Annotated in this window: 24 protein-coding genes; 12 read left to right on the top strand and 12 right to left on the bottom strand. The window is 59.2% G+C overall.

The window, feature by feature from the left end; genetic code table 11:
• Positions 1-25: 25 nt before the first annotated feature.
• Complete coding sequence (locus tag AC6H1L_RS18540) at positions 26-1,003, top strand: ABC transporter ATP-binding protein (RefSeq protein ID WP_497598948.1); 978 nt, start codon at positions 26-28, stop codon at positions 1,001-1,003.
• A gap of 25 nt (positions 1,004-1,028) precedes the next feature.
• The gene (locus AC6H1L_RS18535) at positions 1,029-2,036 is read left to right on the top strand and encodes an ABC transporter ATP-binding protein (protein ID WP_497598947.1); all 1,008 of its coding nucleotides are present in this window, start codon (positions 1,029-1,031) and stop codon (positions 2,034-2,036) included.
• A gap of 524 nt (positions 2,037-2,560) precedes the next feature.
• Here the strand turns inward: AC6H1L_RS18535 and AC6H1L_RS18530 are convergent.
• The gene (locus tag AC6H1L_RS18530) at positions 2,561-2,977 is read right to left on the bottom strand and encodes a response regulator (protein ID WP_497598946.1); all 417 of its coding nucleotides are present in this window, start codon (positions 2,975-2,977) and stop codon (positions 2,561-2,563) included.
• A gap of 320 nt (positions 2,978-3,297) precedes the next feature.
• On the bottom strand, positions 3,298-3,741 hold the full coding sequence (locus AC6H1L_RS18525; protein WP_297160717.1) for a response regulator transcription factor: 444 nt from the start codon (positions 3,739-3,741) through the stop codon (positions 3,298-3,300).
• Between the two features lie 330 nt (positions 3,742-4,071).
• Between AC6H1L_RS18525 and AC6H1L_RS18520 the strand changes: the two genes are divergently transcribed.
• Positions 4,072-5,094, top strand: a complete 1,023-nt coding sequence (locus tag AC6H1L_RS18520) for a ThiF family adenylyltransferase (RefSeq protein ID WP_497598945.1) — start codon at positions 4,072-4,074, stop codon at positions 5,092-5,094.
• Between the two features lie 337 nt (positions 5,095-5,431).
• Positions 5,432-7,126, top strand: a complete 1,695-nt coding sequence (metG, locus tag AC6H1L_RS18515) for a methionine--tRNA ligase (protein WP_497598944.1) — start codon at positions 5,432-5,434, stop codon at positions 7,124-7,126.
• A gap of 130 nt (positions 7,127-7,256) precedes the next feature.
• On the opposite strand, the gene AC6H1L_RS18510 is transcribed toward metG, so the two are convergent.
• The 7 genes from AC6H1L_RS18510 to AC6H1L_RS18480 form a co-directional block, all read right to left on the bottom strand.
• The gene (locus AC6H1L_RS18510) at positions 7,257-8,300 is read right to left on the bottom strand and encodes an ROK family protein (RefSeq protein ID WP_497598943.1); all 1,044 of its coding nucleotides are present in this window, start codon (positions 8,298-8,300) and stop codon (positions 7,257-7,259) included.
• A 165-nt stretch (positions 8,301-8,465) separates the two neighbouring features.
• Complete coding sequence (locus tag AC6H1L_RS18505) at positions 8,466-9,647, bottom strand: tRNA (adenosine(37)-N6)-threonylcarbamoyltransferase complex transferase subunit TsaD (RefSeq protein WP_497598942.1); 1,182 nt, start codon at positions 9,645-9,647, stop codon at positions 8,466-8,468.
• A 228-nt stretch (positions 9,648-9,875) separates the two neighbouring features.
• Positions 9,876-10,490: a ribosomal protein S18-alanine N-acetyltransferase gene (gene rimI, locus AC6H1L_RS18500; RefSeq protein ID WP_497598941.1), complete on the bottom strand. Its 615-nt coding sequence runs from the start codon at positions 10,488-10,490 to the stop codon at positions 9,876-9,878.
• Between the two features lie 4 nt (positions 10,491-10,494).
• Positions 10,495-11,319 carry a tRNA (adenosine(37)-N6)-threonylcarbamoyltransferase complex dimerization subunit type 1 TsaB gene (gene tsaB, locus AC6H1L_RS18495; RefSeq protein ID WP_497598940.1) on the bottom strand — a complete coding sequence of 275 codons (825 nt, stop codon included), beginning with the start codon at positions 11,317-11,319 and terminating at the stop codon, positions 10,495-10,497.
• A complete protein-coding gene (gene tsaE / locus AC6H1L_RS18490; protein ID WP_497598939.1) occupies positions 11,309-11,866 on the bottom strand; it encodes a tRNA (adenosine(37)-N6)-threonylcarbamoyltransferase complex ATPase subunit type 1 TsaE in 558 nt (185 codons plus the stop codon). Before tsaE ends, tsaB begins: the two co-directional genes overlap by 11 nt.
• A gap of 99 nt (positions 11,867-11,965) precedes the next feature.
• Positions 11,966-12,490, bottom strand: coding sequence for a zinc ribbon domain-containing protein (locus tag AC6H1L_RS18485; protein WP_497598938.1), 525 nt, complete (start codon positions 12,488-12,490; stop codon positions 11,966-11,968).
• Positions 12,491-12,700: 210 nt separating this feature from the next.
• Positions 12,701-13,141, bottom strand: a complete 441-nt coding sequence (locus AC6H1L_RS18480; protein ID WP_497598937.1) for a YraN family protein — start codon at positions 13,139-13,141, stop codon at positions 12,701-12,703.
• A gap of 185 nt (positions 13,142-13,326) precedes the next feature.
• Here AC6H1L_RS18480 and AC6H1L_RS18475 point away from each other — a divergent pair, with 185 nt between their 5' ends.
• From AC6H1L_RS18475 to AC6H1L_RS18450, 6 genes are all read left to right on the top strand, one after another.
• The gene (locus AC6H1L_RS18475) at positions 13,327-14,100 is read left to right on the top strand and encodes an alpha/beta fold hydrolase (RefSeq protein WP_497598936.1); all 774 of its coding nucleotides are present in this window, start codon (positions 13,327-13,329) and stop codon (positions 14,098-14,100) included.
• A 64-nt stretch (positions 14,101-14,164) separates the two neighbouring features.
• Positions 14,165-14,920: a YebC/PmpR family DNA-binding transcriptional regulator gene (locus tag AC6H1L_RS18470; protein WP_497598935.1), complete on the top strand. Its 756-nt coding sequence runs from the start codon at positions 14,165-14,167 to the stop codon at positions 14,918-14,920.
• A gap of 99 nt (positions 14,921-15,019) precedes the next feature.
• Positions 15,020-15,574, top strand: coding sequence for a crossover junction endodeoxyribonuclease RuvC (ruvC, locus tag AC6H1L_RS18465; RefSeq protein ID WP_497598934.1), 555 nt, complete (start codon positions 15,020-15,022; stop codon positions 15,572-15,574).
• 93 nt (positions 15,575-15,667) lie between these two features.
• Entirely contained in the window at positions 15,668-16,252 is a 585-nt protein-coding gene (ruvA, locus tag AC6H1L_RS18460; protein WP_497598933.1) for a Holliday junction branch migration protein RuvA, read from the top strand.
• 71 nt (positions 16,253-16,323) lie between these two features.
• Positions 16,324-18,684: an ABC transporter substrate-binding protein gene (locus AC6H1L_RS18455; RefSeq protein WP_497598932.1), complete on the top strand. Its 2,361-nt coding sequence runs from the start codon at positions 16,324-16,326 to the stop codon at positions 18,682-18,684.
• Between the two features lie 390 nt (positions 18,685-19,074).
• Complete coding sequence (locus tag AC6H1L_RS18450) at positions 19,075-19,731, top strand: hypothetical protein (RefSeq protein WP_497598931.1); 657 nt, start codon at positions 19,075-19,077, stop codon at positions 19,729-19,731.
• A gap of 166 nt (positions 19,732-19,897) precedes the next feature.
• Here the strand turns inward: AC6H1L_RS18450 and AC6H1L_RS18445 are convergent, their stop codons facing one another.
• Both AC6H1L_RS18445 and AC6H1L_RS18440 read right to left on the bottom strand, forming a co-directional pair.
• Positions 19,898-20,290: a hypothetical protein gene (locus AC6H1L_RS18445; RefSeq protein WP_497598930.1), complete on the bottom strand. Its 393-nt coding sequence runs from the start codon at positions 20,288-20,290 to the stop codon at positions 19,898-19,900.
• A 267-nt stretch (positions 20,291-20,557) separates the two neighbouring features.
• Positions 20,558-21,649, bottom strand: coding sequence for a GGDEF domain-containing response regulator (locus AC6H1L_RS18440; protein WP_497598929.1), 1,092 nt, complete (start codon positions 21,647-21,649; stop codon positions 20,558-20,560).
• Between the two features lie 1,065 nt (positions 21,650-22,714).
• Here AC6H1L_RS18440 and AC6H1L_RS18435 point away from each other — a divergent pair.
• The gene (locus AC6H1L_RS18435; protein WP_497598928.1) at positions 22,715-23,389 is read left to right on the top strand and encodes an alpha/beta hydrolase; all 675 of its coding nucleotides are present in this window, start codon (positions 22,715-22,717) and stop codon (positions 23,387-23,389) included.
• A 511-nt stretch (positions 23,390-23,900) separates the two neighbouring features.
• Positions 23,901-24,941 (top strand): type I phosphomannose isomerase catalytic subunit, encoded by a 1,041-nt coding sequence (locus AC6H1L_RS18430; protein ID WP_497598927.1) that lies wholly within the window; start codon positions 23,901-23,903, stop codon positions 24,939-24,941.
• A gap of 141 nt (positions 24,942-25,082) precedes the next feature.
• Here AC6H1L_RS18430 and AC6H1L_RS18425 read toward each other — a convergent pair whose 3' ends face one another.
• Complete coding sequence (locus tag AC6H1L_RS18425) at positions 25,083-25,505, bottom strand: hypothetical protein (RefSeq protein ID WP_497598926.1); 423 nt, start codon at positions 25,503-25,505, stop codon at positions 25,083-25,085.
• Positions 25,506-25,613: the final 108 nt, after the last annotated feature.

Below are 25,613 nucleotides of genomic sequence, written 5' to 3'. Positions count from 1 at the left end.
CCATGCAAGAGCGGAGCATACACCCATGCCAGAAAATCTGCTGGAAGTGAATAATCTCAGAACCTACTTCTTTACTCGCAGCGGCGTTGTCAAGGCCGTAGATGATGTCTCTTTCACCATGCGGCCTGGCGAGGCCCTGGGAGTAGTGGGCGAAAGTGGCTGCGGCAAGAGCGTAACAGCTCTCTCGATTATCCGCTTGATCGCCTCGCCGCCAGGCAAGATCGTCGGGGGTGAGATTCTCTTCAACGGCGAGAACATCTTAGAGAAGAATACCGACGAGATGACCGAGCTGCGCGGCAGCAAGATCTCAATGATCTTTCAGGACCCGATGACCTCGCTCAACCCCGTCTTCACCATCGGGTACCAGATTGCTGAGACCGTCAAGCGCCATCGCAAAGGCATTTCGAACGACCAGGCCTGGCAGCGAGCCGTTGAGATGCTGGAGCTGGTCCGCATCCCCGACGCGCGCCGGCGGGCGAAGAGCTATCCGCATGAGTTCAGCGGCGGTATGCGCCAGCGCGTCATGATCGCGATTGCTCTGGCCTGCAATCCACAGCTGTTGATCGCCGACGAGCCGACGACTGCTCTCGACGTTACCATTCAGGCGCAGATTCTTGAGCTGATGAAGGGCCTGGCCAAGGAGTTCGGTACAGCTCTGATGTTGATCACTCACGATCTGGGTGTGGTGGCCGGCACCTGCGAGCATGTGATCGTCATGTACGCTGGCCATATTGTGGAGTCGGCCCCTGTACGACAGATTTTCCAGACGCCCGCCCACCCCTATACTGTTGGTCTCTTGCAATCAATCCCTCGCCTGGACGAGAAGCGCGGCACACGCCTGACTCCCATCCCCGGGCAGCCCCCCGATCTCTCGCGCGATATTGTCGGTTGCCCCTATGCACCGCGCTGCCCGCGTGTCCAGCCCCGCTGCCGCCAGGAACGGCCCGAGCTGAAACCGGTAGGCCGCGGTGAGCAGCTTGCCGCTTGCTTCTATCCAAGCTAGTCAGGGAGAGAGGGAGAAGGACGCTATGGCACAACAGCAGATGGCAACTTCGACAGCGACAGGAACGACGCTGGTCGAGGTCAAGGGTCTGAAGGTCCACTTTCCGATTAAAGGTGGCCTCTTTAATCGCACGATCGCTCACGTTAAAGCGGTTGATGGGGTCGACTTGACGATTCGTCGCGGGGAGACGCTCGGCCTGGTAGGCGAGAGCGGCTGCGGCAAGTCGACAACAGGGCGGGCTATCCTGCAGCTCATCAAGCCAACCGCGGGTAGCGTCAAGCTGAACGGGGTCGAGCTGACCAAGCTGCCGCCTTCCGAGCTGCGCAAGAAGCGCGCTGAAATGCAGATGATTTTCCAGGACCCCTTTGGCTCGCTCGATCCGCGCTTTACTGTAGGGCAGATTATCGCTGAGCCTTTGGAGAATTTTAAGCGAGGCAATGCCCGAGAAATCCGCGAGCAGGTGGCTCATCTGCTTGAGGTCGTCGGGCTAAACCCGTATTATGTGAATCGCTTCCCGCATGAGTTCAGCGGCGGTCAGCGCCAGCGTATCGGCATTGCCCGCGCTCTGGCGCTGCGACCGTCATTCATCGTTGCCGATGAGCCAGTCTCAGCGCTCGATGTCTCCATTCAGGCCCAGGTGCTAAACCTGCTTCAGGATCTACAGGCTGAGTTTGGCCTGACCTACTTGTTTGTGGCGCACAATCTCTCGGTGGTGAAGCACATCAGCGATCGGGTCGCTGTGATGTATCTGGGGCGCATCGTCGAGCTGGCCGAGAGCGAAAAGCTCTATGAGCTGCCGCTGCACCCCTATACACAGGCCCTGCTCTCGGCTATCCCTGTGCCCGATCCCGAGGTTGAAGCCCGGCGCAAACGCATCATTTTGGAAGGCGATGTACCCAGCCCCGTCAATCCTCCGTCGGGTTGCAATTTCCACCCGCGTTGTTGGAAAGCTCAGCAGATCTGTCGCGAAGTAGTGCCGCCACTCGAAGAGAAGGAGCGGGATCACTACGTAGCCTGCCATTTCCCAGGCTGAGTACCTCCGCACCTGGCCTGCTTGCTCAGTCTCCCCACAGACCAGGCTGTAGCTGACGCCCCCGCCCGAAGCTCAGCAAGCCAGAATACGCGGAAGAAAGCAGGCATCGACCAATCAAGGGAGCGGCGCCTTACCTTGCGCTCGTCCGTCTTGCTCAGGCTGGGCAAGACGGACAAAGACAGACGAGTGCGCAGAGAGGGATGCCGCTCCTCTCTTGCCTTGTCTCAACTGCCACGTGGGTCGCCATAACGCGAGGCGCTAGCAATAGCGAAGTGTGCAGGAGGCAAGCAGGAGCGCTTTCTTATGAAACAGGTTTGCCTCCGCTCGCCTCTGCGCCCAAGAGAGAGCAGGCCTGCAGCACGGAAGGGAAGGTAGGCAGGAGGAGAGGGCCCGGCCTGCGGCGCTTGGAAGCCAGTTCGTCTGCCAGCAAGGCAGAGAGAGGGCAGGGAGAACCCGACCCGCCTCGTCTCTATCCCCAGCTCTTCCCAGGAACATCCCCTGAGACGTCTGGCAGGTTCTCCCTGTCAATCCTGGTTACGCAATTCCAGTTGCTTAATGCGCAAGAGGAGGCGCAAGCGAGCAGCGAGATGACGGGCATCGACTGGCTTCACGACGTAGTCGTCGGCGCCCGCGGAAAAGCCAGCGATTTTATCTTGTACTGTCATCTGCGAGCTGAGGATCATCACGGGGAGATGGCGCAAGGTAGATTGACCTCGCACAAAGCGACAGAGGTCGAGGCCATTCTCATTGCCGAGCACGATCTCGCAGATCAACAGATCAGGCGGCTCTTCGAGGAGACAGCGGCGAGCTTCTTCCAAAGAAGAGGCACAGCGGACCAAAAACATCTGCTCCAGAGCTTGCTTGATGCGCCCCTGGACATGTGGATCGTCATCAACGAAGAGCACCCGCGGCAATTGCGCTGTCCTTGGTTCACGAGCCATGAGACGGATAGATATCATTGTCGATCAGCAATTACAGAAATAAATTTTCAAGCAGCTAGATCAAGCGACACGACGGAGAGAGGGAGACGAGGAGCGCGGTGCGGCGCGGAGCGCCGCCTGCCACTGCCTTCCTCCTTCTTAGCAAAGATGAGCAAATCAGGGATCTGCCAGCCAGGCAGGCGAGGCACAAAAGAACTCAGCCACTCGCCTACCTCAAAAGCAGTTCGGTTTCGACCTGTCAGTCACGAGCCATTGCAGCAGTGTACTCCAGCAAGGAGGGCGAAGCGGAACGGGCGCTGTCCCCACGGTGCCCAGCCGGCTCACCGCTGCTGTTGTTGCTGCTGTTCACCCTGGCTCCGCATCAATTCATCCATGCGGCGCTGGCGGTCGGCGGGAGTCAGGCGCAGAACGCGCTCAATAGCCGCATTGAGGGCGCTAGGTTTAAAAGGCTTGGTCAGATACTCATCCACCCCGGAGAGAAGGCCAGTGAGCTGATCCTCCTCGCGCGTCATCGCACTCAAGATGATCATAGGAGTATCGGCAGTGCGCGCATCGCCCCGCAGGCAGCGCACCAGTTGGTAGCCATCCATCCGAGGCATTTTCACATCGATGATGACGCAATCGGGGTGATGGGCATAGACCTGTTCCAGGCCCTGGACGCCGTCATAAGCGACGATGACCTCGTACGAGCCTTGAAGATTGACCGCATATTTGATAAGTTCAACAATAGTCGGATTATCGTCGATGACCAGCACTTTCTTCATCGTCTTTTCCGCCGTATAAAGCCGTCTTGCTCGGGCACTGCACATTATTTCTCCTCAACAGCAAAGACGACCCACCCCTTTGCATTGTAACACACCTGCGTGGTCTTGCCAACCGAAGCCCTCATGAGTACTAGCCAGACGAGCGCCCCGTACGACCGGGCCGCTCATTACGCTTGAAGCCTGTATCCGCCAGAGGGGGCTGTCTTTGCGCGCAGCGGCTCGCTGTGGTACAATGGAGGCGCGAGCTGGCTAGAGAGAGCTTTTGTGTCTGGGTAGATTGTGCCAGGCCACAGGACAGCGGCCTGTTCTAGTTCAGGGGAGGCACTGCTCATGGTTGCCTTTGAGCGCTACTCGCGCCAGATTCTCTTCGCCCCAATTGGTCGCCAGGGGCAGGAACGTCTTCACGCTGCCTCTGTGGGGATCATTGGCTGTGGGGCGCTCGGCACTATGCTCGCTAATCATCTCTGCCGGGCCGGCATCGGGCACTTGATCATTGTGGATCGCGACTATGTCGAGCTGAGCAATCTGCAGCGCCAGATTCTTTTTGATGAAGCAGATGTTGAGGCTCACCTCCCCAAAGCCATCGCAGCGGCCAGGAAGCTGGAGCGGATCAATAGCGAGGTGCGCATCGAACCCCTGGTGCTCGACCTCAGTGCCGAGGAGGCAGAAGCCCTTATCCAGCGTGTGGATCTGGTCCTGGATGCCACTGATAATTTTGAAACGCGCTATCTGCTCAATGATGTCTGCGTGAAGTACCGACGGCCCTGGATCTACAGCGGAGTGATCGCCGCTCATGGCGTGACGATGAATATCCTTCCCGGTGAGACGGCCTGTTTGCGCTGTGTCTTCCCTGAGCTGCCTCCGCCCGGCAGTACTCCAACCTGCGACACTGCCGGTGTCATCAACGGCATCGTTAGTCTGATCAGTGGCATCGCCGCCACTGAGGCCCTCAAGATCTTACTGAACAGTCCGCTGATCAGTCGGGCCTTGCTGGTTGCCGACCTCTGGGAAAATACCTTCGAACGCCTGGAGCTACCCCGTCAGGCTGATTGCCCGACCTGCGCTCTTGGGCGCTTCGAGTTCCTGACTGCCTCTCTCCAGAGCCATACGACAACGCTCTGCGGACGCAATGCCGTCCAGGTACGCAGCAGTCAACGCGGCACGAGCGTCGATCTTGCGACGCTCGCCCAGCGTTTGCAGGCCCTGGCTCCTGTCCAGTATAATGCCTACTTGCTGCGCTTCAGCGTCGACGGCTATGAGATGACAGTCTTCCCCGACGGACGGGCCATCATTAAAGGCACCGATAATGAGCAGGTGGCTCGCTCGCTCTATGCCCGCTATATCGGCATGTGACTGACTGATCTGTCCTGATCTCCCGGCCCGCAACTCAAGCCGATCAGAGACAGGAAGGAAGCGGAACGCTCTCTTTCCTTCCAGGCGGGACGCGATCAGATGCGGCCTCCTCTGCACAGGTAGGGTCTTGTTCCTCACCCACTCTATGCTATAATGAGGCACAATCCGCCTAGTGGTCTCTTCCCTTCTCCATCCGTCGTCTTGCCTCTCTCAGAGAGAAGGCTATCAAGCATAAGTAAATAAACAAGAGCACTAGCTAGCTGGCTGACTGGCAAGCAACCAGGAAGAAGATAGAGTGACTGAGGACCTCCATCAGCAAGCAAGGGAGTCATGTTCTATGGCTGAGCATATTCTGGTCTGCGTGGCCTGGCCCTACGCTAAAACGTCGACCCATGTTGGGCAGATCGCTGGCGCTTATCTGCCCGCTGATACCTTTGCGCGCTACCATCGTTTGGCCGGCAACCACGTGCTGATGATCTCCGGCAGCGATGAGCATGGCACGCCGATCCTGGTCGATGCTGAGCGTCAAGGGATCTCGCCGCGCGAATTTGTCTCCTACTATCATCGCCAGATCTGTGAGATCTGGGAGCGCCTGGGCATCTCTTGGGATCTGTATACAGAAACCGGTACCGAAAACCACTATCGTATTACGCAGGATTTCTTTTTGACGCTCTATCAGAAGGGCTATGTTTATAAGGATACGATGCAGTCGCCCTACTGCCCGACGGACCGCCGGTTTCTGCCCGACCGCTATGTAGAAGGCACCTGCCCCCACTGCGGCTATCCGCAGGCGCGCGGCGACCAGTGCGATAATTGCGGGCGAGTCCTCGATCCCGTCGATCTGATTCAACCTCACTGCCGCCTCTGCGGTAGCAAAGAGCAGCCTCTGCAGATTCGAGATACTGAGCATTTCTTTCTGGATCTGCCCAAACTGCAAGAGCCTATTCTGCAGTGGCTCTCGCAGGGTAAGGAGCATTGGCGTCCCAACGTCTATACTTTCACGATGAACTGGCTGAAGGAGGGGCTGCGCCCGCGCGCAATTACGCGTGATCTCGATTGGGGGGTGCCGATCCCTCTGGAGGGCTACGATGAAAAGCGTATCTATGTTTGGTTCGATGCGGTGATCGGCTACTTCTCGGCGACTGTGGAATGGGCACAGCGCCAGGGCGACCCCGACGCCTGGAAACAGTGGTGGATTCCCGGTATGACCGATCCTCCGGTGAAGGCCTACTACTTTATTGGCAAGGACAATATTCCTTTCCACACGATTATCTGGCCAGCGATGTTGATGGGCTATGGCAACCGCAATTTGCCTTACGATGTCCCAGCTAACGAGTTTATGACTATGCGCGGCAGCAAGGCATCCAGTAGCCGCGGTAACGTGGTGTGGACAAAGGACGTCCTGGATCTCTATGGGGCCGATCCTCTGCGCTATTATCTGTCGGCCTCCGCTCCCGAGGGACGCGATACCGATTTTACCTTTGAGGAGCTGGTCCGGCGTAACAATGATGAGCTGGTGGCAACGTACGGCAATGCCGTTCATCGCACGCTGACTTTTGTTCAGAGCCGCTTCGGGGGAACCGTGCCTGAGCCAGGGCCGCTAAGCGCCGCCGATGAGGCAATGCTGGCTGAGGTGGAGAAGGGATTTCGTACCGTTGGTGAGTTGATTAGCCGCTGTCGCTTTAAGGATGGTCTGCAGGCGGCCATGGCCGTAGCCCATGTTGCTAATCGCTATCTCGATGAGCAGGCCCCCTGGAAGCGCATCAAGCAGGATCGCCAGGCGGCTGGAACTACGATTTATGTCATGCTGCAGGTTTTGAGCGGCTTGCGCGTTTTGCTCTACCCATACGTGCCTTTCTCGTCGCAGAAGCTCCACGGTTACCTGGGCTTTGAGGGCGATGTGAGTGGCTCTCGCTGGCAGCTTGAGACGGTACCGGCAGGTAGACGGCTACCGCCTCCTCAGCCTCTCTTCGCCAAGCTGGAGGAGCCTGCCGACCTTCCTTCTGCTGACAGTCAGCCATTGCCGCAGTGATCTGCCTTTGTTGGCAGGTCTCTTCAAGGAATTGACAGAGGAGAGCGGCGAGCGGCCTCTTCGCTCAAGCGCGAGCCGGATGGGTGACATCTCCCCTGGCTTATCTCCCACTGCCCAGCCGGCTCGCGCTTTATTCCTCTATCGCCTGCTCTTCGTCTTCGCGAAGACGATAGCCCGCCGCCTGAGCCGCAAGGCAGGCGGCCCCTACCACACCGGAGAAATCGCCCAGGCGGGTGCGTAAGATGGGCGTCTGGCGGGCAGGCAGAGCCAGCGCCACGGTGCGCGCTCGTCTTACTGCGCGCTCAAAGAGCAGATCAACGGCCTCAATGACTCCTCCTCCCAAGATAATGGCCTCGGGATTGTAAAAGTTGATGATCGATGCCAGGCCATAGCCCAGATAGTCCGCCGCTTCGCTGACGACCTCGATGACCAGCTCATCATGCTGTTGAATGGCGCTGGCCAGCAACCCTGAGCGAATGATGGTCTCGCCACCCTTGAGCTGAAGCAGGGCTTCATCGGCCAGCACTGATTTGCGGCCATGATGGATCTCGGCCAGGATGGCCCGTGTGATGGCCGTGCGCGAGGCATAGGCCTCCAGGCAACCGCGCGCGCCACAGCCGCAGATGCGTCCGCTGGCTTCAACCGTGATATGGCCAACCTCGCCAGCAGTGCCGGAGAGTCCCGTATAGAGTCGCCCGTTTTGGATGATGCCAGCTCCGATGCCGGTGCCAATAAAGACACAGACAAAATTTTTATAGGCGCGTCCGGCCCCATAGAGATACTCACCCAGAGCAGCGACCTCCACATCGTTGCCAACAGCGACCGGGCGTCCGAACTCGGCGCTGAGCAGGGCCGCTACAGGCATATTGCGCACCCCGAGATTGGGCGCCTCTAGAATCACGCCCGCTTGACGATCGATCTGGCCAGCGGCCCCAATGCCTACAGCGAGCAGTTCGCGCCCATTGCGCAGGTCGGCGGCCTCCAGGGCGGCACGGGCTACCTCCACCACCCGTCGGGCAACGAAATCCTGCCCTCGTTCTGCTTTTGTCCGTTTACGCGCTGAGGCGATCACTTCGCCGCTGGAGACATCGATAACTGCTGCCAGTGTCTTTGTGCCTCCCAGGTCGATGCCAAGGGCATAGGTTGGCGTATGCCCCGCCTGATTTTTGGCCATAACTCTCTCCTCAAGACAAACAGAACGGCGCTGACAGGCGGCGCCTCTGCCTTATCAGCCAGCCACTGTGGTGGGGACAGAGCGGTGGTCAGGCTTGTTCGCCGCTCCTGCCTGCTCTTTGCCCATCTGCTCCCCAGGGGCATCGCTCTGCCTGCCAGCCTTCTGCTATTCTTGCCGAAAGGGAAGGCTCAGGCTTGGCTCTACATCAAGATCCAGGTCGTGCCGCTCACCACGCAGCAAGTGGAAGAAAGCCGCCGCCGCTACCATTGCTGCATTGTCTGTGCAGAACTCGATCGGAGGATATTGCAACTGGACGCCTAGCGGCGTCAGTTCTTCCTCCAGGCGCGCTCTCAGAGCGAGATTGGCCGCTACCCCACCGGCGAGCAGAACCTGACGCACGTGATACTCTTGCGCGGCCAAGCGCGTCTTGACAGCCAGGACATCAACAATGGCTTCCTGGAAGCTAGCGGCCAGCAGACCGATATGGACATGACCGCGCCTGGCTGCTTCGCTCCCCATCGTTGTATAGCGGCTTACCTGGCGGCCCCCGCTGGGCAGCGGACGGCCTGGTTGCTGATCAGCTACGAGTCCTTCGGCCAGATGCAGCATGGCGGTCTTTAAGCCGCTGAAGCTAAAGTCATAGGTTCCTCGCAGCCAGGCCCGAGGTAGACGATAGGGATTGCGCGCCGGCAAGCGTTGCTGCCGGAGCTCCTCTTCGGCCAGGCGCGCTGCCTGCTGAATAGCCGGCCCCCCGGGATAGCCGAGACCCAAGATGCGCGCAACCTTATCAAAAGCTTCTCCTGCCGCGTCATCGCGTGTTCGCCCCAGCAGGAGATAGTCGGTGTGGTCGCGCATAAGGACCAGCTCGCTATGAGCGCCAGAGACGATCAGACAGACCAGGGGAAAAAGCGGATCACCGGGCAGATAGGGACGCTCGCTCTCTTCTTCGGGGCCCGCTTGGAGGTCGGCATCTGGCGACTGGCGCAGCCAATTGGCGTAGATATGGGCCTCCAGATGGTTGACCCCAAGGAAGGGCAGATCATGGGCCAAGGCAAGGGCCTTACCCACCGTCAGCCCTACCAGCAACGAGCCGGCCAGGCCGGGACCATAGGTAGCGGCCACAGCGTCGATTTCCTCCCAGCGACAATGCGCCTGCTGCAAGGCAGTCTCGATGACCGGCAGGGCGGCAGCCAATTGCTGCCGTGAGGCGACCTCTGGTACAACTCCGCCGTAGCGCTCATGAATCTCCGTCTGCGAGGCAACTACATTGGCCAGGATGTAGCGACCATCTTTCACAATGGCCGCCCCAGTCTCATCGCAGGAGCTTTCGATCCCCAGAACGAGCATAATTCACCCCCTTTCTAAAACAGCATGACTGGAATGCCCGCATTGCGAGCCGACACAGGCTGCGCCCCAAGGGAGCCAGCTAGCGAGGAGACGTTGAAGAATGCTACCACGCCTGCTGCGCCTCTCCCGCCTTCGAGGCCAGGTGCTAGTGGGTGCCCTGGCGACTATCGCCCGCTGTCTCAGACAGGCCCAGCCCATGCATGCCTGAGCCAGCTCTCCCTTGCCTCCTTAGCTTTGAGCCTCCAGCTTCCGTAGCAGGGCGGCTTTTTGCTCCTGAAACTTCTGGAGATAGGCCGGACTGTGGATCTCGTCGGTCCACATGATCAAGGCATCCTCTTGGTTGTCGCTGTAATAGCGGTGGCGCAGGCCGGCCTCACGGAAGCCGTACTTGCGATAGAGATTCTGCGCAATGTAATTGGAGACACGTACCTCAAGCGTGACCCATCTGGCGCCGATAGAATAGGCAATATCGATCAGACTGGTGAGCAAAAACTCCCCCAGTCCCTGACGGCGATAGTCAGGATGCAGGGCGATCGTCGTGATATGCGCCTCGTCGACCATGAGCCACAGCCCGGCAAAGCCAATGATTGAAGCGAGCTGCGGTGAAGTTGTCGCCGTCGACGAGCGGCCCGGCAACAGCGACAGAGGGAAGAAGCGTCTTGGCTTCTCGGTTTCAGAGGCCGCAGGCTCCAGGTGCTCCTCTAGAATCTTCTTGTCACGCAGGACAATATAGTGCGCCCAGCGGTTATCTTGCAGTTCTTTGCGATAGGCACTAGGAGGCCAGGTCGATGGATAGGCCAGACGCTCGATCTCGATCACCCGAGGCACGTCTGACAACGTCATGCGTTCAATGATGTAACGCACGTTCTTCCCTCTCTGTCTCACGTTGAGGTAGTGAGCGCGGCTGATCCACCGCGTTCAGCAGCGGTTGCTTACGTGCACTGGCAGTAATGGCAGGGGGGCGCAAATAGAGCGGCTCCAGGCGCAAAGGGTCATCGCTCTCGCCGCGCAATAAGCGCGGCAAGGCGAGCGAGGCCAGGGTAGCGGCCCGCCTGGTGGCCTGCAACGGCTCAGCGAAGGCGCACTCAGGTAGAGAGGAACGCAGCGTTGCCCAGGTGGCCGCTTTCATCTCCCCACAGAAGAGAAAAGGTGGAAGCTCGCGACGCCCCGGTACAGCCAGCACTGTGGCAGCCAGCTCCTTGAGATAGGCGACAAGCTGCTGAGGAGGCAGCAACACGTAGTCACCAAGCCGCCGCAGCTCCTGGACAAGCTGCCCCTGCTCATCTTGGCTTTCTGTGCTGAGATAGCAGGCGGCATATAGCTCTGAGCGCCCTGCTTCTAAGACCGCGCAGATCGGGCCTGGCCAACGGCGCTGTTGCGCGGCAATGATATCTAATGTGCCCACTCCAATCAGCGGCTTGCCCAGAGCGAAGGCCAGGCTACGGGCTGTCGCTACTGCGACCCGCACGCCATTAAAGGAGCCTGGGCCTAAAGCCACCGCCAGGGCCGAGAGATCCGCCGGGCGCCAGCTACGACGAACCAGCAACTGACGGATTGCAGGCAACAGCTCAACGCTATGATTGTTCTCGACAAGCCAGGTCTCTTCCGCATAGAGCGTTTCCTCTGAGCAGAGGGCCAGGCTTGCCTGGCGCGTGGAGGAATCAATTGCCAAGAGCAGCATAGGTATTTTTCTGGAATTGTTGCAGCAGATCACAATAATACGATCCAACGGCCTCGAAGAGAAGCGCGCGCTTGGTCTCGCTGAGTACCTTCAGGCGGATGCGGAGATACTCGCCAGACCAGAGCGTCGCGGCCTTATCAGCCCATTCTACCACGCAGACACCCGCTGGATTAGCAAAGTAATCTTCGAAGCCCAGATCGAGTATCTCTTCAGGTTGCTCCAGGCGATAGAGATCGAAATGATAGAGCGCCAACCCTTTGGCGTGCTTTGCCTGCCCTTCTCCGCCGCGACGCGGCTGGCCACGGTACTCCTTCAGGAGTGTAAATGTTGGGCTGCTGACCACCTCAGTGATGCCCAGACCTTGAGCCAGCCCCTGTGTAAAAGTGGTCTTTCCCGTGCCCAGTTGGCCAGCCAACAGGATCAGCTCGCCGCCGCGCAACAACTCCCCTAAGCGCATGCCAAGCCGCTGGGTTTGGGCCGCACTATGGCTGATCACGTCAAGGGAACAGCTCACCTCTTCTTGAGAAGCACCAGTCACGCCGTCTTCCTTTGCCCCTGCTATAGCCGTGGCTCAAGTATCTCTTGAGCCTTTCCAGAGAGCCTCAAATTATTATAACACAGTCCTCCCTGCTTCGCCTCAGCCGATTTTCTTCCCACAGCTAGAGCAATAGAGCGCCCGTGCACGCACTAACTGGCCACAGTGGGGACAGGGCACTTTATCCGCCGCACGTGGGCCGCTACTGGCGCTCGTCGCCCCCGGCGCGCCTCCCGTCGCATTTCCGGCTGCTACCTGATCCGCCGGTGGGGCTGTCGGGGCTACCGGCGGTGGCGTATAGTCGCGGGTCGGCTGCGGGGTAAACTGCGCTGGCTGATACGTCTCATTCTTGATCTCCTGCAGCTGCTGCTCTCGATTACGCAGATCCGCATCCAGCTCCTGAATGCTAGCACAGATGCGCGCTAGCTGGGGCTGAGACAAGGTGCCCTGCTGATAGAGTGTCATAGCTGCCGCGGCCAGCTCCTCCAGCAGAAGCTGGCGCTGCTTGAGCAACTGATCAATTTCTCCTTGCTTGCTCCGAATGCGCAGTTGCTTCTGCGCCTCCCATGTGGTACGGCTAACTGCTGCCGAGACAAGGTGTTTTGCCGACTCGACAAAGTCCGCCATCTTTGCTGCTCCTTCTCTCTCGGTTGGTGCGCTGAAGCGAACAAGCGCCAAGGAAAGGCCGCCAGCCTCCCGTTCCGCTATGAGAGATGAGCGCTGTCCGTCTTCAGGCACCTGACTGTGACGTCCGCTTTTACTGATATTGAGCCACGCCTGCAGCCCAAAATTGCAAATGCGCGCGACCTGGCAGGCAGCTACCTGGAGAGACCCGCTCTACTCCTCGTACTCTACGGCGCCGCGATGGATACGCAGAGCTTCCAGCCGACCGCTACTGCTGAGCTGAATGGCCACGACATCAATGCGCCAGGGCCGCTCATAAGCCCCGTGCAGCTCAAGGTAGTGGGAGGCCACCTCGATCAGCTTGCGCCGCTTGCGGGGCGTCAGGGCTTCTTCGGGAGGCCCCCAGCCAGTCCCGCGCCGCGTCTTAACCTCAATAAAGACCAACTCCTCCCCTTCGCAGGCAATGAGGTCGATCTCTCCCGCCCGACAGCGGAAATTGTGCTCACAGATGCGATATCCACGCCGACGCAGAGCGGCTGCTGCCAGATGCTCGCCCGCCCGGCCAAGCGCTCGCCGGCGTCTGGCTCGCGACAGCTCAACGGATGCCAGTGCCCGCCCTCGGCCATCAGCTTCCTCGTGACCAGAGCAATTCATGAGAGTAATACGCCCTTTCCACTACGAATGTTGTATCCTTCCTACAAGGAGAGCATCATAGACTGTATGCTCTTGCCGTCTCTGCAAGGATAGCCCAGATAGCGACGAGTTGCAAGCAGACTCAGGAGCGTCAGGGAAGCCGCTTCGCTGCCCAGAGACAACAAAGGAGAGGAGCAAACCAAGAGATGGCCAATCAACCTGCACTTGTTTTTCTGCATGGCGCGGGCGGGAGCGCACGCAGCTGGAGCGCGCTCCTGGAGCATCTCGGCTCATACCCAGCGCTTGCTATCGATCTGCCCGGGCACGGTCAGCGCGCGGACACGCTACCAGCCGAGGTAACGGTGAGCGACTATGCTCAGGTCGTCTGGGATATTCTCACTACTGAGCTACAGATCCGCAGGCCCATCATCGCCGGGCACTCGATGGGTGGAGCCATTGCACTGACGCTGGCCCTGGAACACGGCTCAGAGCTGACCGGACTGATCTTGATAGGCACTGGTGCCCGCCTGCGTGTACGCGCTGATTTGCTGGAGGCTGCGCGTACAGCTTCCCCCGAGGCGCTGCAAGCACTGGCTACCTGGAGCCTGGTCCCGACGAGCAGCGAGAGCCAGCGCCTTCAGTTCCAGCGAGAGCTAGCCAGCGGCGCTGCGCAATTGTACCGCGATCTCCTGGCCTGCCATACTTTCGACTGCATGGCTCGCCTGAGCGAGATCCGCTTACCTACCCTCATCGTGGTAGGCGCAGAAGATCAGATGACGCCAGTCAAGTATAGCCAGTACCTCCATGATCATATCGCAGGCTCAACGTTGCAGATCATCCCCGCCGCTGGCCATGCTCTGATGCAGGAACAGCCTGAGGCGCTTGCTCGTGTCATCGCTGCCTGGCTGGCAGCAGCCCCCTCGACGCCCTCCCCCGGTTCATGCTACAATACAGCCAGTGGTTTCCCTCACGAACAATAGAGCAAGCAGGGCAGCAACGGCCCTTCTTCATACAGAGCATTTGCGATAGATAGGGGGCAACGGTATGTCAGGCCATTCGAAATGGGCACAGATTCGCCGAGCTAAAAGCGTGAACGATGCGCGCAGAGGGCAACTGTTCACGCGCCTCGGGCGTGAGATCGCCGTTGCCGTGCGCGAGGGAGGCAGCGGAGATCCCGCCGCCAATCCGCGCCTGCGCATGGCAATTCAGCGCGCACGCGATGCCAACATGCCGCTGGAGAACATCGAGCGCACCATTAAGCGAGCGCTCGGCGGTGTGGAAGGCACCAACCTCGAAGAGGTGACCTATGAGGGCTACGGCCCCGGCGGAACAGCTATTCTCATCGAGGCGATGACAGAAAACCGCAATCGTACGGTCGCGGAGATTCGCAACGCCTTTAGCCGCAACGGTGGGAGCCTGGGCGAAACGGGTAGTGTCTCCTGGATCTTCGAGCCGCGGGGAGTAATCGAACTGGCGCTGGATGGGCATGATCCCGATGAGGTCTCCCTGGAGGCGATCGATCTGGGAGCCGAAGATGCCGAGCCATCCGAAGATCAAACCTTGACGGTCTATACAACACCAGCTAACTTGGAGAAGGTGCGTCAAGCTCTCCAGGAGAGACATTACAAGATCCTGAAGGCAGAGAGCACGATGGTCCCCAAGACGCGCGTCGAGCTGCACGATGCCAGAACAGCCCATCAGCTCATGCGGCTCGTAGAGAAGCTGGAGGACCTGGACGACGTCCAGAACGTCTATTCTAACGCCGATATTCCTGACGAACTGGTGGCCTCCTATGAGTAGGGCTTGTGGCAGCGGCAGCGGCGAGCTGGGGAGCAGAGCGCCCCTGGTAGGCTCTCTGTCTTCCCATCGGCTGCACTGCGAGGAAGGCGGCATGCCCCTATGACCCCAAAGGCTCCGCCGCGGCGGGTCGCCCTGGGCATCGATCCCGGGACGGCAATTGTGGGCTATGCCGTTGTCGCGGCCCAGGGCGACAGATTAAGCCTGCTCGCCTGCGATGTGATCACTACCCCCGCCGGTATGCCTTTGCCTCAGCGTCTCCAGCACATTTACACGCGTTTGGGCGAGATCATTACCACCCATCAGCCGGCGGAGGCCGCTATGGAGGAACTCTTTTTCGCCAAAAATGCCCGCACGGCCATGATGGTTGGTCAGGCGCGCGGCGTGGCTATGTTGGCGCTGGCGAATCATGGGCTGCCCATCGCAGAGTACACGCCTCGCCAGGTGAAGCAGGCAGTCACCGGCTACGGTAGTGCAGACAAGGCGCAGGTCGGTGAGATGGTGCGGATTTTGCTGAACCTGCGCTCTGTCCCGCGCCCTGATGATGCGGCGGATGCGGCGGCCATTGCCATCTGTCACCTCCACAGCTCCCACCTGATGAGGGCCAGCCTCCTTTCAGAGGACCTGCACCCCTCCTCAGAATCAGGAGGATGGTAAGCATTCCCCAAAAAGTCAGCAGCCGTTACTCAGATCACGCCAGTGGCGTTACTTCCTATACGACAACAGAGGGAGAAATATAGGCAGGCAGGGATGATTGCAAGCATTCATGGCATTCTTGAGGCACAGCGCGAGGACCATCTGATCATCCGGGTGGGAGGTTTCGGGCTACGCGTCTTCGTGCCTGCCTCAACTCGCAATCGCTTCAGCACCCCTGGCAGCGAGGTTTCGCTTTATACCCATCTGCACGTCCGTGAGGACGGCCTGGCGCTCTATGGCTTTGCCGAGGAGGCCGAGCGCGATATGTTCGAACTGCTGATCAGCGTCAGTGGCGTGGGACCCAAGGTGGCCCTGGCACTCCTCTCGGTGCTTGATGCCCCCACGTTCTACCGCGCGATCGCTCAAGAGGATGTCCAACTGCTGGCCCGCGCCCCCGGCGTCGGCAAGAAGCTTGCCGCTCGCCTGGTCCTGGAGCTGAAAGGCAAGGTTCCAGCCGTGGCACCGGGGGCCTCCACGTCTGGCGGTATCCGGCGCTCAGAGGTGCTGGAAGCGCTGGTCGGCCTGGGCTACAGTCCGGCTGCTGCTCAGGCAGCCATCGCTCGTCTGCCTCAAGATCAGAATCTGACGCTGGAAGAACAAATCACCCTGGCCCTGCGCTCTCTCGCCCGCGAACTCTGATCTATCTATCTGAGTGACGGTCGTCGTAGCAGGTAGGATTCGCAGAAAACGCCTATTTCTGGAGGATGCTGATGGCAACGGACGAATTGCTGCCGCCAGCATGTGCTTTCGCTGTCTCTGTCCTGGCTGAATATGAGCAGGACCCCGAGGCCGTGCCCGAGGAGGCCGTCGAGGCCGCCCGCCAGCATATGGCCTCGTGCCCACGCTGCAAGGAAGCTTCGGCAGTTAGCGGGACCAAACGCAAAAAGAAGAAGGTACGGCGCGCTTCTCCGTCGGAGTCTCTGGCTACTGCAGAAGGCGACGAGGCGGCTGTTGCCGCGTCGGCCCTGGCGAGCGCCGAGCCTTTCCAGGCGCCGCCTCCGCCCTCGCAGCCGCCTGCTGCGCCAGGCTTTTCCTCTCCTCCAGCTAGCGCTGAATCGCAGGAGCAGACGATTCGTATTTCACCTCCCTCGGCTGGTGATGGCCTGATCGATTGCCAGCAGTGTCGCCAATTGCTGCCTGAGTATGCGGAAGCGATGGATAGCGGCCAGAATGTGGCTTTGCTCTATCCAGAGGTTCAGGCTCATCTGCTTGTCTGCGATACCGGCTGTCTGGTATTGCTGGATCTCTTCCGCCAGGAGGCCAAGGCCAACCGCAAGTATCGACGCCGCCCGGTGCGTGATCCCTTCCGCGTGATGTGGTGGGAGATAAGTGGCTTTTTCCGTGGCGGCTTGGTGCCGATCGCCCCGCGTGCTCTGGCTTTTGGTACGTTGATCCTGGTCTTGCTGCTGACCTCTTTGACGGCTTTTCTGGCCATTCGTTGGGATGATGCCCGCTACTATCATCCCCCTAATACTCGCTTACTGCCAACACCGGACGGTATCGGGCTGAGCGACGGGCTGAAGATCTTCGATGCCTGTAATGCCACCGGCTACCAGGATAAGCGCCAGGCGGCTCAGGCCATGCGCGAGGGCAACACTAAGAAGGCAGAGGCCCTGCTCTCGGCGGCGGTCTCTATCAGCGACACAACTGGCTGTAACAGCGCTGAAGCCGCCATTTATCGCGAGGATCTGCGTGTGCGTCTCTCGGGGCACCCTTATGGCATTATTGTGGTGAGCTTCGATAGTGGCCCCGGTGTGGCTGATCCCCAGGGGGGCACCGATCGCCACATCCTTTACGCCGCTTATACCCAGGAGCTGGTTGGGGCCTACATTAGTCAGGAGCAGTACAACAGCGCCCAGATGAAGATTCCTGGCGCCCCATTGCTCTATCTCGTGCTCGCGAACACGACAGGCGAGGAGGAAGGCGCGCTCCAGATCGCCAACGCTGTGGCGACGCTCACCGCCAAAGGGAACTTCGAGGACTTCGGCCTGCAGGTCAGCGGACGACCGCCGATCCTGGCTGTGCTGGGGCTGGCCCCCAGTCGCTTGACAGAGGTGGTGCTGCCGGTGCTTTGCCGCGCCGGTGTTCCCTTGATTGCTCCGACAGCCTCGGGCCTCTTTATCATCGACTTGCTCACCCAAACTTCGCTTTATCGCCATTGTACCCCCGGCTTCGCCTTTATCCGCTTCTCGGCAGACGACTCGGCCCAAAGCCGCGCCGGAGCCGACTACGCCTACAATGAGCTGGGAGCGCGCAACGTGGCGATCTTCTATGACCCAAGCAATCCGTCCTCCAGTAGCTCTGCACGCTATTTTAGCCAGTATTTCACAGCCCATCGGCATGCACGTATCGTGGCCCAGGAGACCGCTGTGGCTAGCGGCCTCCTCGACGCCAATGGTCGCCCCCAGGCTTCGCGCGATGATCTGCTAGCCGGCTTGAAGGATGCGTTACAAGCGCAACCGCGACCCGATTTGATCTTTGCGCCGTTGCTCTCGAACGATGTGATGACGCTGGCGGAGGCGATCGCTCAGCTTCCACGCGACCAGCAGCCGATCTTGCTGATCGGGGGGGAGTTCGTCCAGCCAACGGCTATCCAGAAGCTGGTTCCCTGGGTTCGTCAAAATCAGCTCACCCTCCCTCGCATTTATGTGACGGTCAGTAGCGCTGCTCGTCCCCCGAGCGGAGAGAGTCCCTGGCCCAAGCAATTCTACGCCGCTTTCTGCACGCTCTTTGCTTCACCGGGCAGCTTCTGCAGCGGGGCCGCCGCTCTGGATCAGGGTGCGCTGCTCTTCGGCGACGGTGTGGAAATGGTGGCCTTGAGCCTTGGTCAAAATCAGCAGTCCGGGCAACAGGCCCAAAGTACCCAGGGGCAGGGAGAGAGTCAGGCACAAGCTTCCTCCTTGTTCCCGACTCCCGCTCAGCTCGTGCAACGGATCAGCAATCAGAGTTTCAATGGCGTGAGCGGCCCTATTGCGCTGCGCTTCTGGGACAATGTGCTGATCACCAGCACACGTGCGGCCCCGGCGATCTTGGAGCTGCAACAGGATGGTAGTATCCAGATTGCTCAGTAAGGAGAAGAGGGGCAAGGCCAGGCTCTTTGCTCCTCGCTTCGCCACTGGGAACGAGAGAAGAGATGAGCCATAGGCCATAGATAGGGGCGGCGGACCCGCCTTAGATCAGCCGGGCAGCCGCCCCCTTCACTGGCCCCCTCTGTATTGGCTGCCTCTCCGGCAGCTCTGAGAAGACGACGCCGGGCGCTTTCATTCCCCTGATCGCGTTGCCAGACCTTGATCGCCGCAGCCAGCCGTACCTGGGCCCCGCTATCGCCAGCCAGCCAGCCAGCCAGTCAATTAGTCAATCAGATAGCGGCATGAGGCAACTTCAACAAGCCAAGATCAGGCTAAGGAAAAAGTCATGAGAGAAAACTAGAGTCTAGGGTATCTACGTGGAGAGCTGAGTAAATGGAGCTACTCATCGCAACATTGGCCCATATTCGACCAGCCTACGAGATTGATGCCCAGTCGCAGGTACGACAGGTAACTGAGTCTCTGCGTCCAACCCCCGGCCTGCTGAGTGTGCGTAGCTATACCAGCCGCGATCGGCGCTATCACCTGCTGCTCAGCACCTGGGAGAACGAGGAAGTGTGGAGAAAAGTTCGCGACCGCTGCAGTCCCGCTCGCCTGCTGCAGGAGATGGCCGGCCCGCAGCTCATGGACGTGCCAGAGCAATGGGCAATGCGCTATATCTGGGGCTATGTGCGCCCGGCAGTGAGTCCCACCCTGGCCGTAGCGCTGCTGGCCCGGGTTCATCCAGAGCAAGCCGAGACCATCGAGCAGTATTGGTTAGAAAGCCTCCATCGTCAGGCGGCGGAGTTGCTGATGGCTTCGGCCTTTCTGGCTCGTGGACAGGAAGAGGCAGGGCGGCAAACAGGAGGGGTGAAAGAGGGCGAAGGTCGCGAGCCAGGCTATCAACGCTGGGAAACGGTTTTTCTCAACCTTCTTAGTTGGGCGAGCGAAATTGAGCAGGAGGAGTTTTACACTCAACCTGGCTATCAGAATTTCACTATGCAACTGCACCAGGCGGCGCTTGTCCAGATGCTAGCTCTGGAGCAGCCATGAACGCAGTGGCAGCCTCCTTGCTATGCTATTGCCTCAGCCGACTGGACAGGGCAGGGCCAGGCCCTGGCCAGTTCTTCGTTTTTCGTGTGGTTCTTGTCCTCGTTGCAGCCCTTTTGCAGGCCCGAGAGGGGGAGGGAGGGAGGACAGGACATAAGCCCCCTCCTGCTTAATCGCTGGAACTTTCGGCCACTGGCTTGGCGTAGTATTTCTGCAGCTCGGACCACAGAAGGGCCCGATCACGCCACATGGCGGGCGTAAAGATATGGTACTCCCCATCACAGATGGGGACCTGAGTGGGACAGATCCGGTGAGGGGTGAGGCGAAAGCGAATAGTATCTTCAACCACCTCGACCCAGATGTGACGTCCCGTGTAGCCCGATCCCCATTTGAGGAGCACCAGCGTATCATACTCTTCAAAGCGCCCGCGTCCTTTGAGCATCTCGCGATCGAGGCGGCGTAAAAGCGAGGGGAGGTCACTCTCTCGCATAATGCGCCGGGCATTCTCTCGGCGCGCCTGACGTTGACGCTCAGTGTCAAGTAGCTCTTCAGACTGACTCATCTTTAGAGGTATTCAGCCGTCCTTTCTTTTCAGGAGAGCATGAGATGATCAGCACAGCGATCCAGCCATGCCCTTGACTCGCCAGGGAGGCAGCTCGGCAGTCTTGCCGCCGAGCCTCTTATCATCCTCCTGCTTGCTGGCCGCCTCTACCACTCTGGCGATGGGTTTTGCTCCCTCTACTCTAAGAGCATAGCATAAAGAGGAGGCTGCGACCAGGAACGCGACCCAGCCAGAGAGCAAGATCATATCCTCCTCCTTCTTCGGCTCCTAGGGCCGCAGGCGCACTTCATAATCACTGCGGGCCTCTTCGCCACAGAAAGCATGAGCCAGTTCGCGCTTGCTGAACTCCCATCCCCAGCCGAGAGCGGTGAAAGGCAGTACAGAGGCGCTGGCCGAGAGGGGCAGTGGAGAGGCAAGAGGTTGCTCGAAGCAATCAGCGACGCCGCGGGAGGAAATATAGTAAATATTATCGCTGGAGCGCTTGGCGTTGCGCTTGGCCTCAGCAACAAGATAGCTGATTTCCTGCAGGCTATGAGCGAGATAAGGGAGGTTATTGACAATGCCAATCGAGAGAGAGACAAGTGGGAACTGATAGGGTCGCCCTTTCCGGTCCACTCCGCTGATTGTGCCGCGCTTGAGGTCTTCAGGCCGATAGAAAGGTTGGCTCAGCTCCTTATAAGCCGCAATGATGCGGCAACTGAGCAGCCGGGCCCGGTCAGGCGTAGTGACCACCACAAAGTCGTCACCCCCGACATGGCCCACGAAATCCTCCACATTACCGTATTCACAGACTACACGGCGGCAGATGCGTCCCACCAGACGAATCATCTCATTGCCGGCAAGGAAACCGTAGGTATCGTTAAAGGCTTTAAAATTATCGAGGTCAAGATAGAGGAGGCTCCAAGGCTCCTGACTCGTCAGCTTACATTTAATTGTCATCTCGACCTGAAGCGCCCCCGGAAGGTCAATCAGCCTCGATAACATCACTTGCTGTACATGCCGTAATTGGGTGCGGACACGCTCCAGCAATTCCTCAGCATCGAAGGGTATGACAATATAGTCATCTACCCCCATACGGAAAGCACGCACCTTAGCGCCGGGGTCGTTTGCGGCACTGACGACAATGATGGGGATATACATCGTCCGAGCATGCGTGCGCAGGCGCTGAATGAACTGCTCACCATCTCCCCCAGCATTCGCCATATTTATGACAATGAGCTGAGGCATCTTGCGCAGCGCAAACTGGACAGCATCCTCGCCGTGAAGGACAGTGACCGTATGATCTCCATCACTTTCCAGACGTTTCTGAAGGATGCGAGAGATCAGACTGTTGTCCTCGACGACTAATACATTGCCCATAAGTGCTCCTGCCTCTACGCTTCACTAGCACAACGAAAGCACATTTTACCTTCCACACCTGATCTTCACAGGAACAAAAACAGCCCTATGTGACGCGGTGTGACAGAGGTGCAGAGGTATCTGTGTAAAGAAACCTCCAGGTTCGCTGCCCGGGGTGAGCACGAGCGTGCGCATGAGCATGTAAGCCTGCTCACCACCCTTTTTCACCAGGCAGGATCAGTTGTCATAGATCGTAGACCCTGGCCACTAACGACCCCTGACGACAGGGCAAACGAGCAGCTCACCGAGCACAGGGCGAGGACTCATGCACTGCCACCACTATCTCTGCTCCCCTCTGAAGATAAGGCAGCGCGCATGAGCAAGAGCACAGAGCAAAACAGAGCATCAAATAAAGGTAGAGTTGCGATTGTCTTCCTCCCCCACCGCTCCGCTGTCCCTTTAATCAGCCGAGCTACTGACCGCGGGCACAGACAGAAGGCCTTGCGCTCCTCCGGCGGCTTCTTGCCCCCGGTCATGATCGCCAATCCTGAAGCCCTGTGGAGCTGGACCCAGGCTGCTTTCCACGGGTCCTGGCAACAGCGCCATACCTGCTTGCCCCATCATATTAAACGCTAGCACATAAAGCAAGCAGTGTCAACACATCAGAGATGAATTTTTCATCATCCACCTGAGCACGAGAAAGTTCAACATTTGTCTGTACGATCCAGTGTAATATCCCCGGATGGATCTGCAAAGAAAGTACTAACAAATGTTCTTGTCATGTTGTACAGAAGCAGATGGAAAACTATCCCTTCATCCAACAGGTATCAAGGTGCTGCTAGGAGTGGGGCAGCATCGCCTCCTGATGGTCTACCGCTCGCTTTGGCGCCGCTAGTCCGCCAGTGGCGGAGACAGGTGAGACCGCTGGGCAGCCCTTTGCGGGTTACGGATCAGTCAGGAGAGCGGTTCGCTGCACTGAGTGAGAGGATTTCCAGGTTTTGCAGTTGACGTGCCGCCTGGCCTGCGCTAAGATAAAAGCGCCCATCCAGGCGCGAGAAACTTCTAGCGAGTCTTGAAGGGGAGCCTATGGCCATATCCTCCGCACCGACTGAGCGCAGCGTGATTTTCCCCAGTAAGGGACAGCCCTCCTTTATGCTGGAGGGTATTCTTCACTATCCCGGCCAGGCTCGTCAGGCCCCCGCCGCTGTGCTCTGCCATCCTCAGCCGGCCAGCAGCGATATGCAGGACGTGCTGACTTTGCTCCTGGCGCGCCGTCTGGCCGAGCAGGGGATGATTGCCCTCCGCTTCAATTTCCGCGGCGTTGGCCGCAGCCAGGGGCAACAGACCGATGGCCGTCTGGAGCCGCTGGATCTGGCTGGAGCTGTCGATTTTATTCTGGCTCAGCCCGGTGTCAATCCAGCTAAGCTCTGCGTGATCGGCCACGCCTTTGGCGCCTATATTGCTCTCCAGTACGCACCCTATGACCCGCGCATCCGAACAGTGGTTGCGATTAGTCTGCCGCTCTTTCGGGCCATTGGCGGCCTCCCTCGCCAGTTCGAGCGTCCGAAGCTGTTTGTGACTGGCGAATTCGATGAGGTGTGTCCACTCTATAAGCTGGAGCCGTTTGTCGAACAGCAGAAAGGGCCCAAGGGGATTAAGGTGATTACTGGCGCCCGTCATTTGATGCGCGGCTACGAGGAGCCAGCAATTGAGGCGATTACGCGCTATTTGAAGCGCTGGGCCGAAATGCCCGATATTTGAGCCGGGCAGGCGGTGGCAGTGCCGGCGCAGAGCGCTAGGATGCTGCCATCCTGGCAGCATGGGGGAGTCAGCCACGGGCGCCAGGTTGAGCGCTTCTCTACCCGCCGCCTGCTCTAGTATGTGGGGTCCGATAGAGCAGGGATTACCTGGAGCGGCTCGGCAGTCTCGGGCAGGGATACCCGAGGGCTTTCATGCCAACCTTGACAGCACTCTGCAGCGATGTTACCCTTGACAAGACCCGTATCTGCTCTTGGAAAGAGATAATATGCTAGAGGTCAGGTCTTTCTAGGGCCGCACAGGCGCGCTTTGGGCCTATCTCACCGCCGACGCCGGTCGGTGCAGCCTCTCAACGGCACGGTGGTAGAGCGGTTCACAGCTCTGTGGTGTCTGCGGGCAGGAAGCCGCTTGGTGGCGAATGGGTGGCCCAGAGCCTGGCAGGTAGGTTGCTTGATTGCTGCTTTTGCGTTTGCTCGCTTGTTAATGACTAGGAAGCAGAAGAGGAGTTAACCCTGTGGAGAGCCTTCATCCGATCCTTCTTGAAGCTTCGCTCCATGAGACGATTTGGGGAGGAAGACGCCTGGAAGAGGACGGCTGGAAAAAGCTGCCTCCGGCGAAGCTGATCGGTGAAGCCTGGGAGACTGAGGTGAATACGCTGGCTCAGAATCCGCCCTACGCTGGGAAAACCCTGGGTCAGCTGACAAAAGAGCTAGGGGCCTCTCTTCTTGGCCCACAGAGTGTAGCGATCTTCGGCTCGCGCTTCCCCCTCTTGGCCAAGTTTATTGATGCTCATCAGAAGCTGTCTGTGCAAGTGCACCCTGACGATGCTTACGCCGCTCAGCATGAGGGGGGCAAGCTCGGCAAAACTGAATGTTGGTATATTCTGGCCGCGGAGCCGGGGGCTACGATTGTTCATGGTTTTGCCGCGCCCACGAGCCGCGCCGAAGTAGCCGCCGCTATCGAACAGGTACAGCTTGAGCGGCTTCTCCACGAAGAGCCTGTCAAAGCAGGAGATGTGATCTTTGTCCCTGCTGGCACGGTGCACGCGATCGGCGCGGGCATCTTGCTCTATGAGCTGCAGGAATATTCTGATATTACTTATCGCATGTACGACTATGGGCGCTTGACGGCCGAAGGGAAGCCGCGGGAGCTGCACATTGAAAGCGCTTTGGCAGTGGCTCACTACGGGCCTTCAAGGCGCATCAAGGTCCGAGCGGTGGCTCTTCCCGGCGGGGCTGGCTACGAGGAACGCTGTCTAGTCGCCTGCCGCTATTTTGTGATGCGCGAATTAACGCTGCGGGGAGCAGTTCGCGACCAGCCGGCTGGAAGCTGCCAGATCCTGTCATCATTGGGCGCCGAGGTGACGCTTCACTATGGTCCGGCGCTGCAGCAGCATCTGCGCTTTGGGCGTGGACAGAGCGTGGTTTTGCCTGCGGCGCTTGGTCCCTACTGCCTGGAAGGTCAAGGGGTCCTGTTACGCTCCTATGTGCCGGCCCCTACAGATTCCGCCTGGCAGGTTTGGCAGGCGGCCAATCCTGAGCTGGCCCGAGCATGAACGAGCACTGGCGGGAGACAGCCAGTGGCCATCTGGCCTCACTTGAGGAGGGCCCCTTGGCACGGGCTATGCGACGCCCCGCCCAGTCCGAGCTCATCAGCGCAGCTTGTGTACAATTCAGAAGGGCTGGTCCTGCGCTCGCTAGCGGCCTCGTTCACGCCGCTTCTCATCCAGGTAGACAATGGAACCTTCGACGACGCGCGGCTCAGCTTGCTGCGAGCTTTCGCTTGAAGGGGAGAGAGGATCAGGGCTAAAGTTGCTTAGTTCTCGCTGGAGCTGCTCGACGGTCGCGAGCACATGCGCGACTCCTCGGAGCAGTTCAGCAACTCTGAGCACGGCCAGGAGCACTATCCAGAGCGCTAGACCGAGCAGCAGTGTGATGCCAGCCCCAAGCAGGCCATTAAGCAGGCCCTCATAGATGACGCACCCCAGGAGGGGGAGCCAGTAGAGGCGGACCATAACGCGGAGCAGCCAGTACAGGAACCAGAAGACCGCCTTGATTGGGTCCGCCGGCATCTCCCACGGCGGTATCCATTGTAGGAGGAGACGTTTCCTTCTTTCCATTGCTCTTGAAGCGCTTCGCTATGCTGGCCCCGCCCTGTCTCTCTGGCTCTCCTGGGATTTCTCTACCCTTCATTCCTCCCCCTCCCCTCAGCGGGCAATCCCGCTTGC

It is taken from the genome of Thermogemmatispora argillosa (assembly GCF_059696725.1).
Note: the sequence above shows the minus strand (reverse complement) of the source record. Positions and strands in the feature narration are given on the sequence as shown.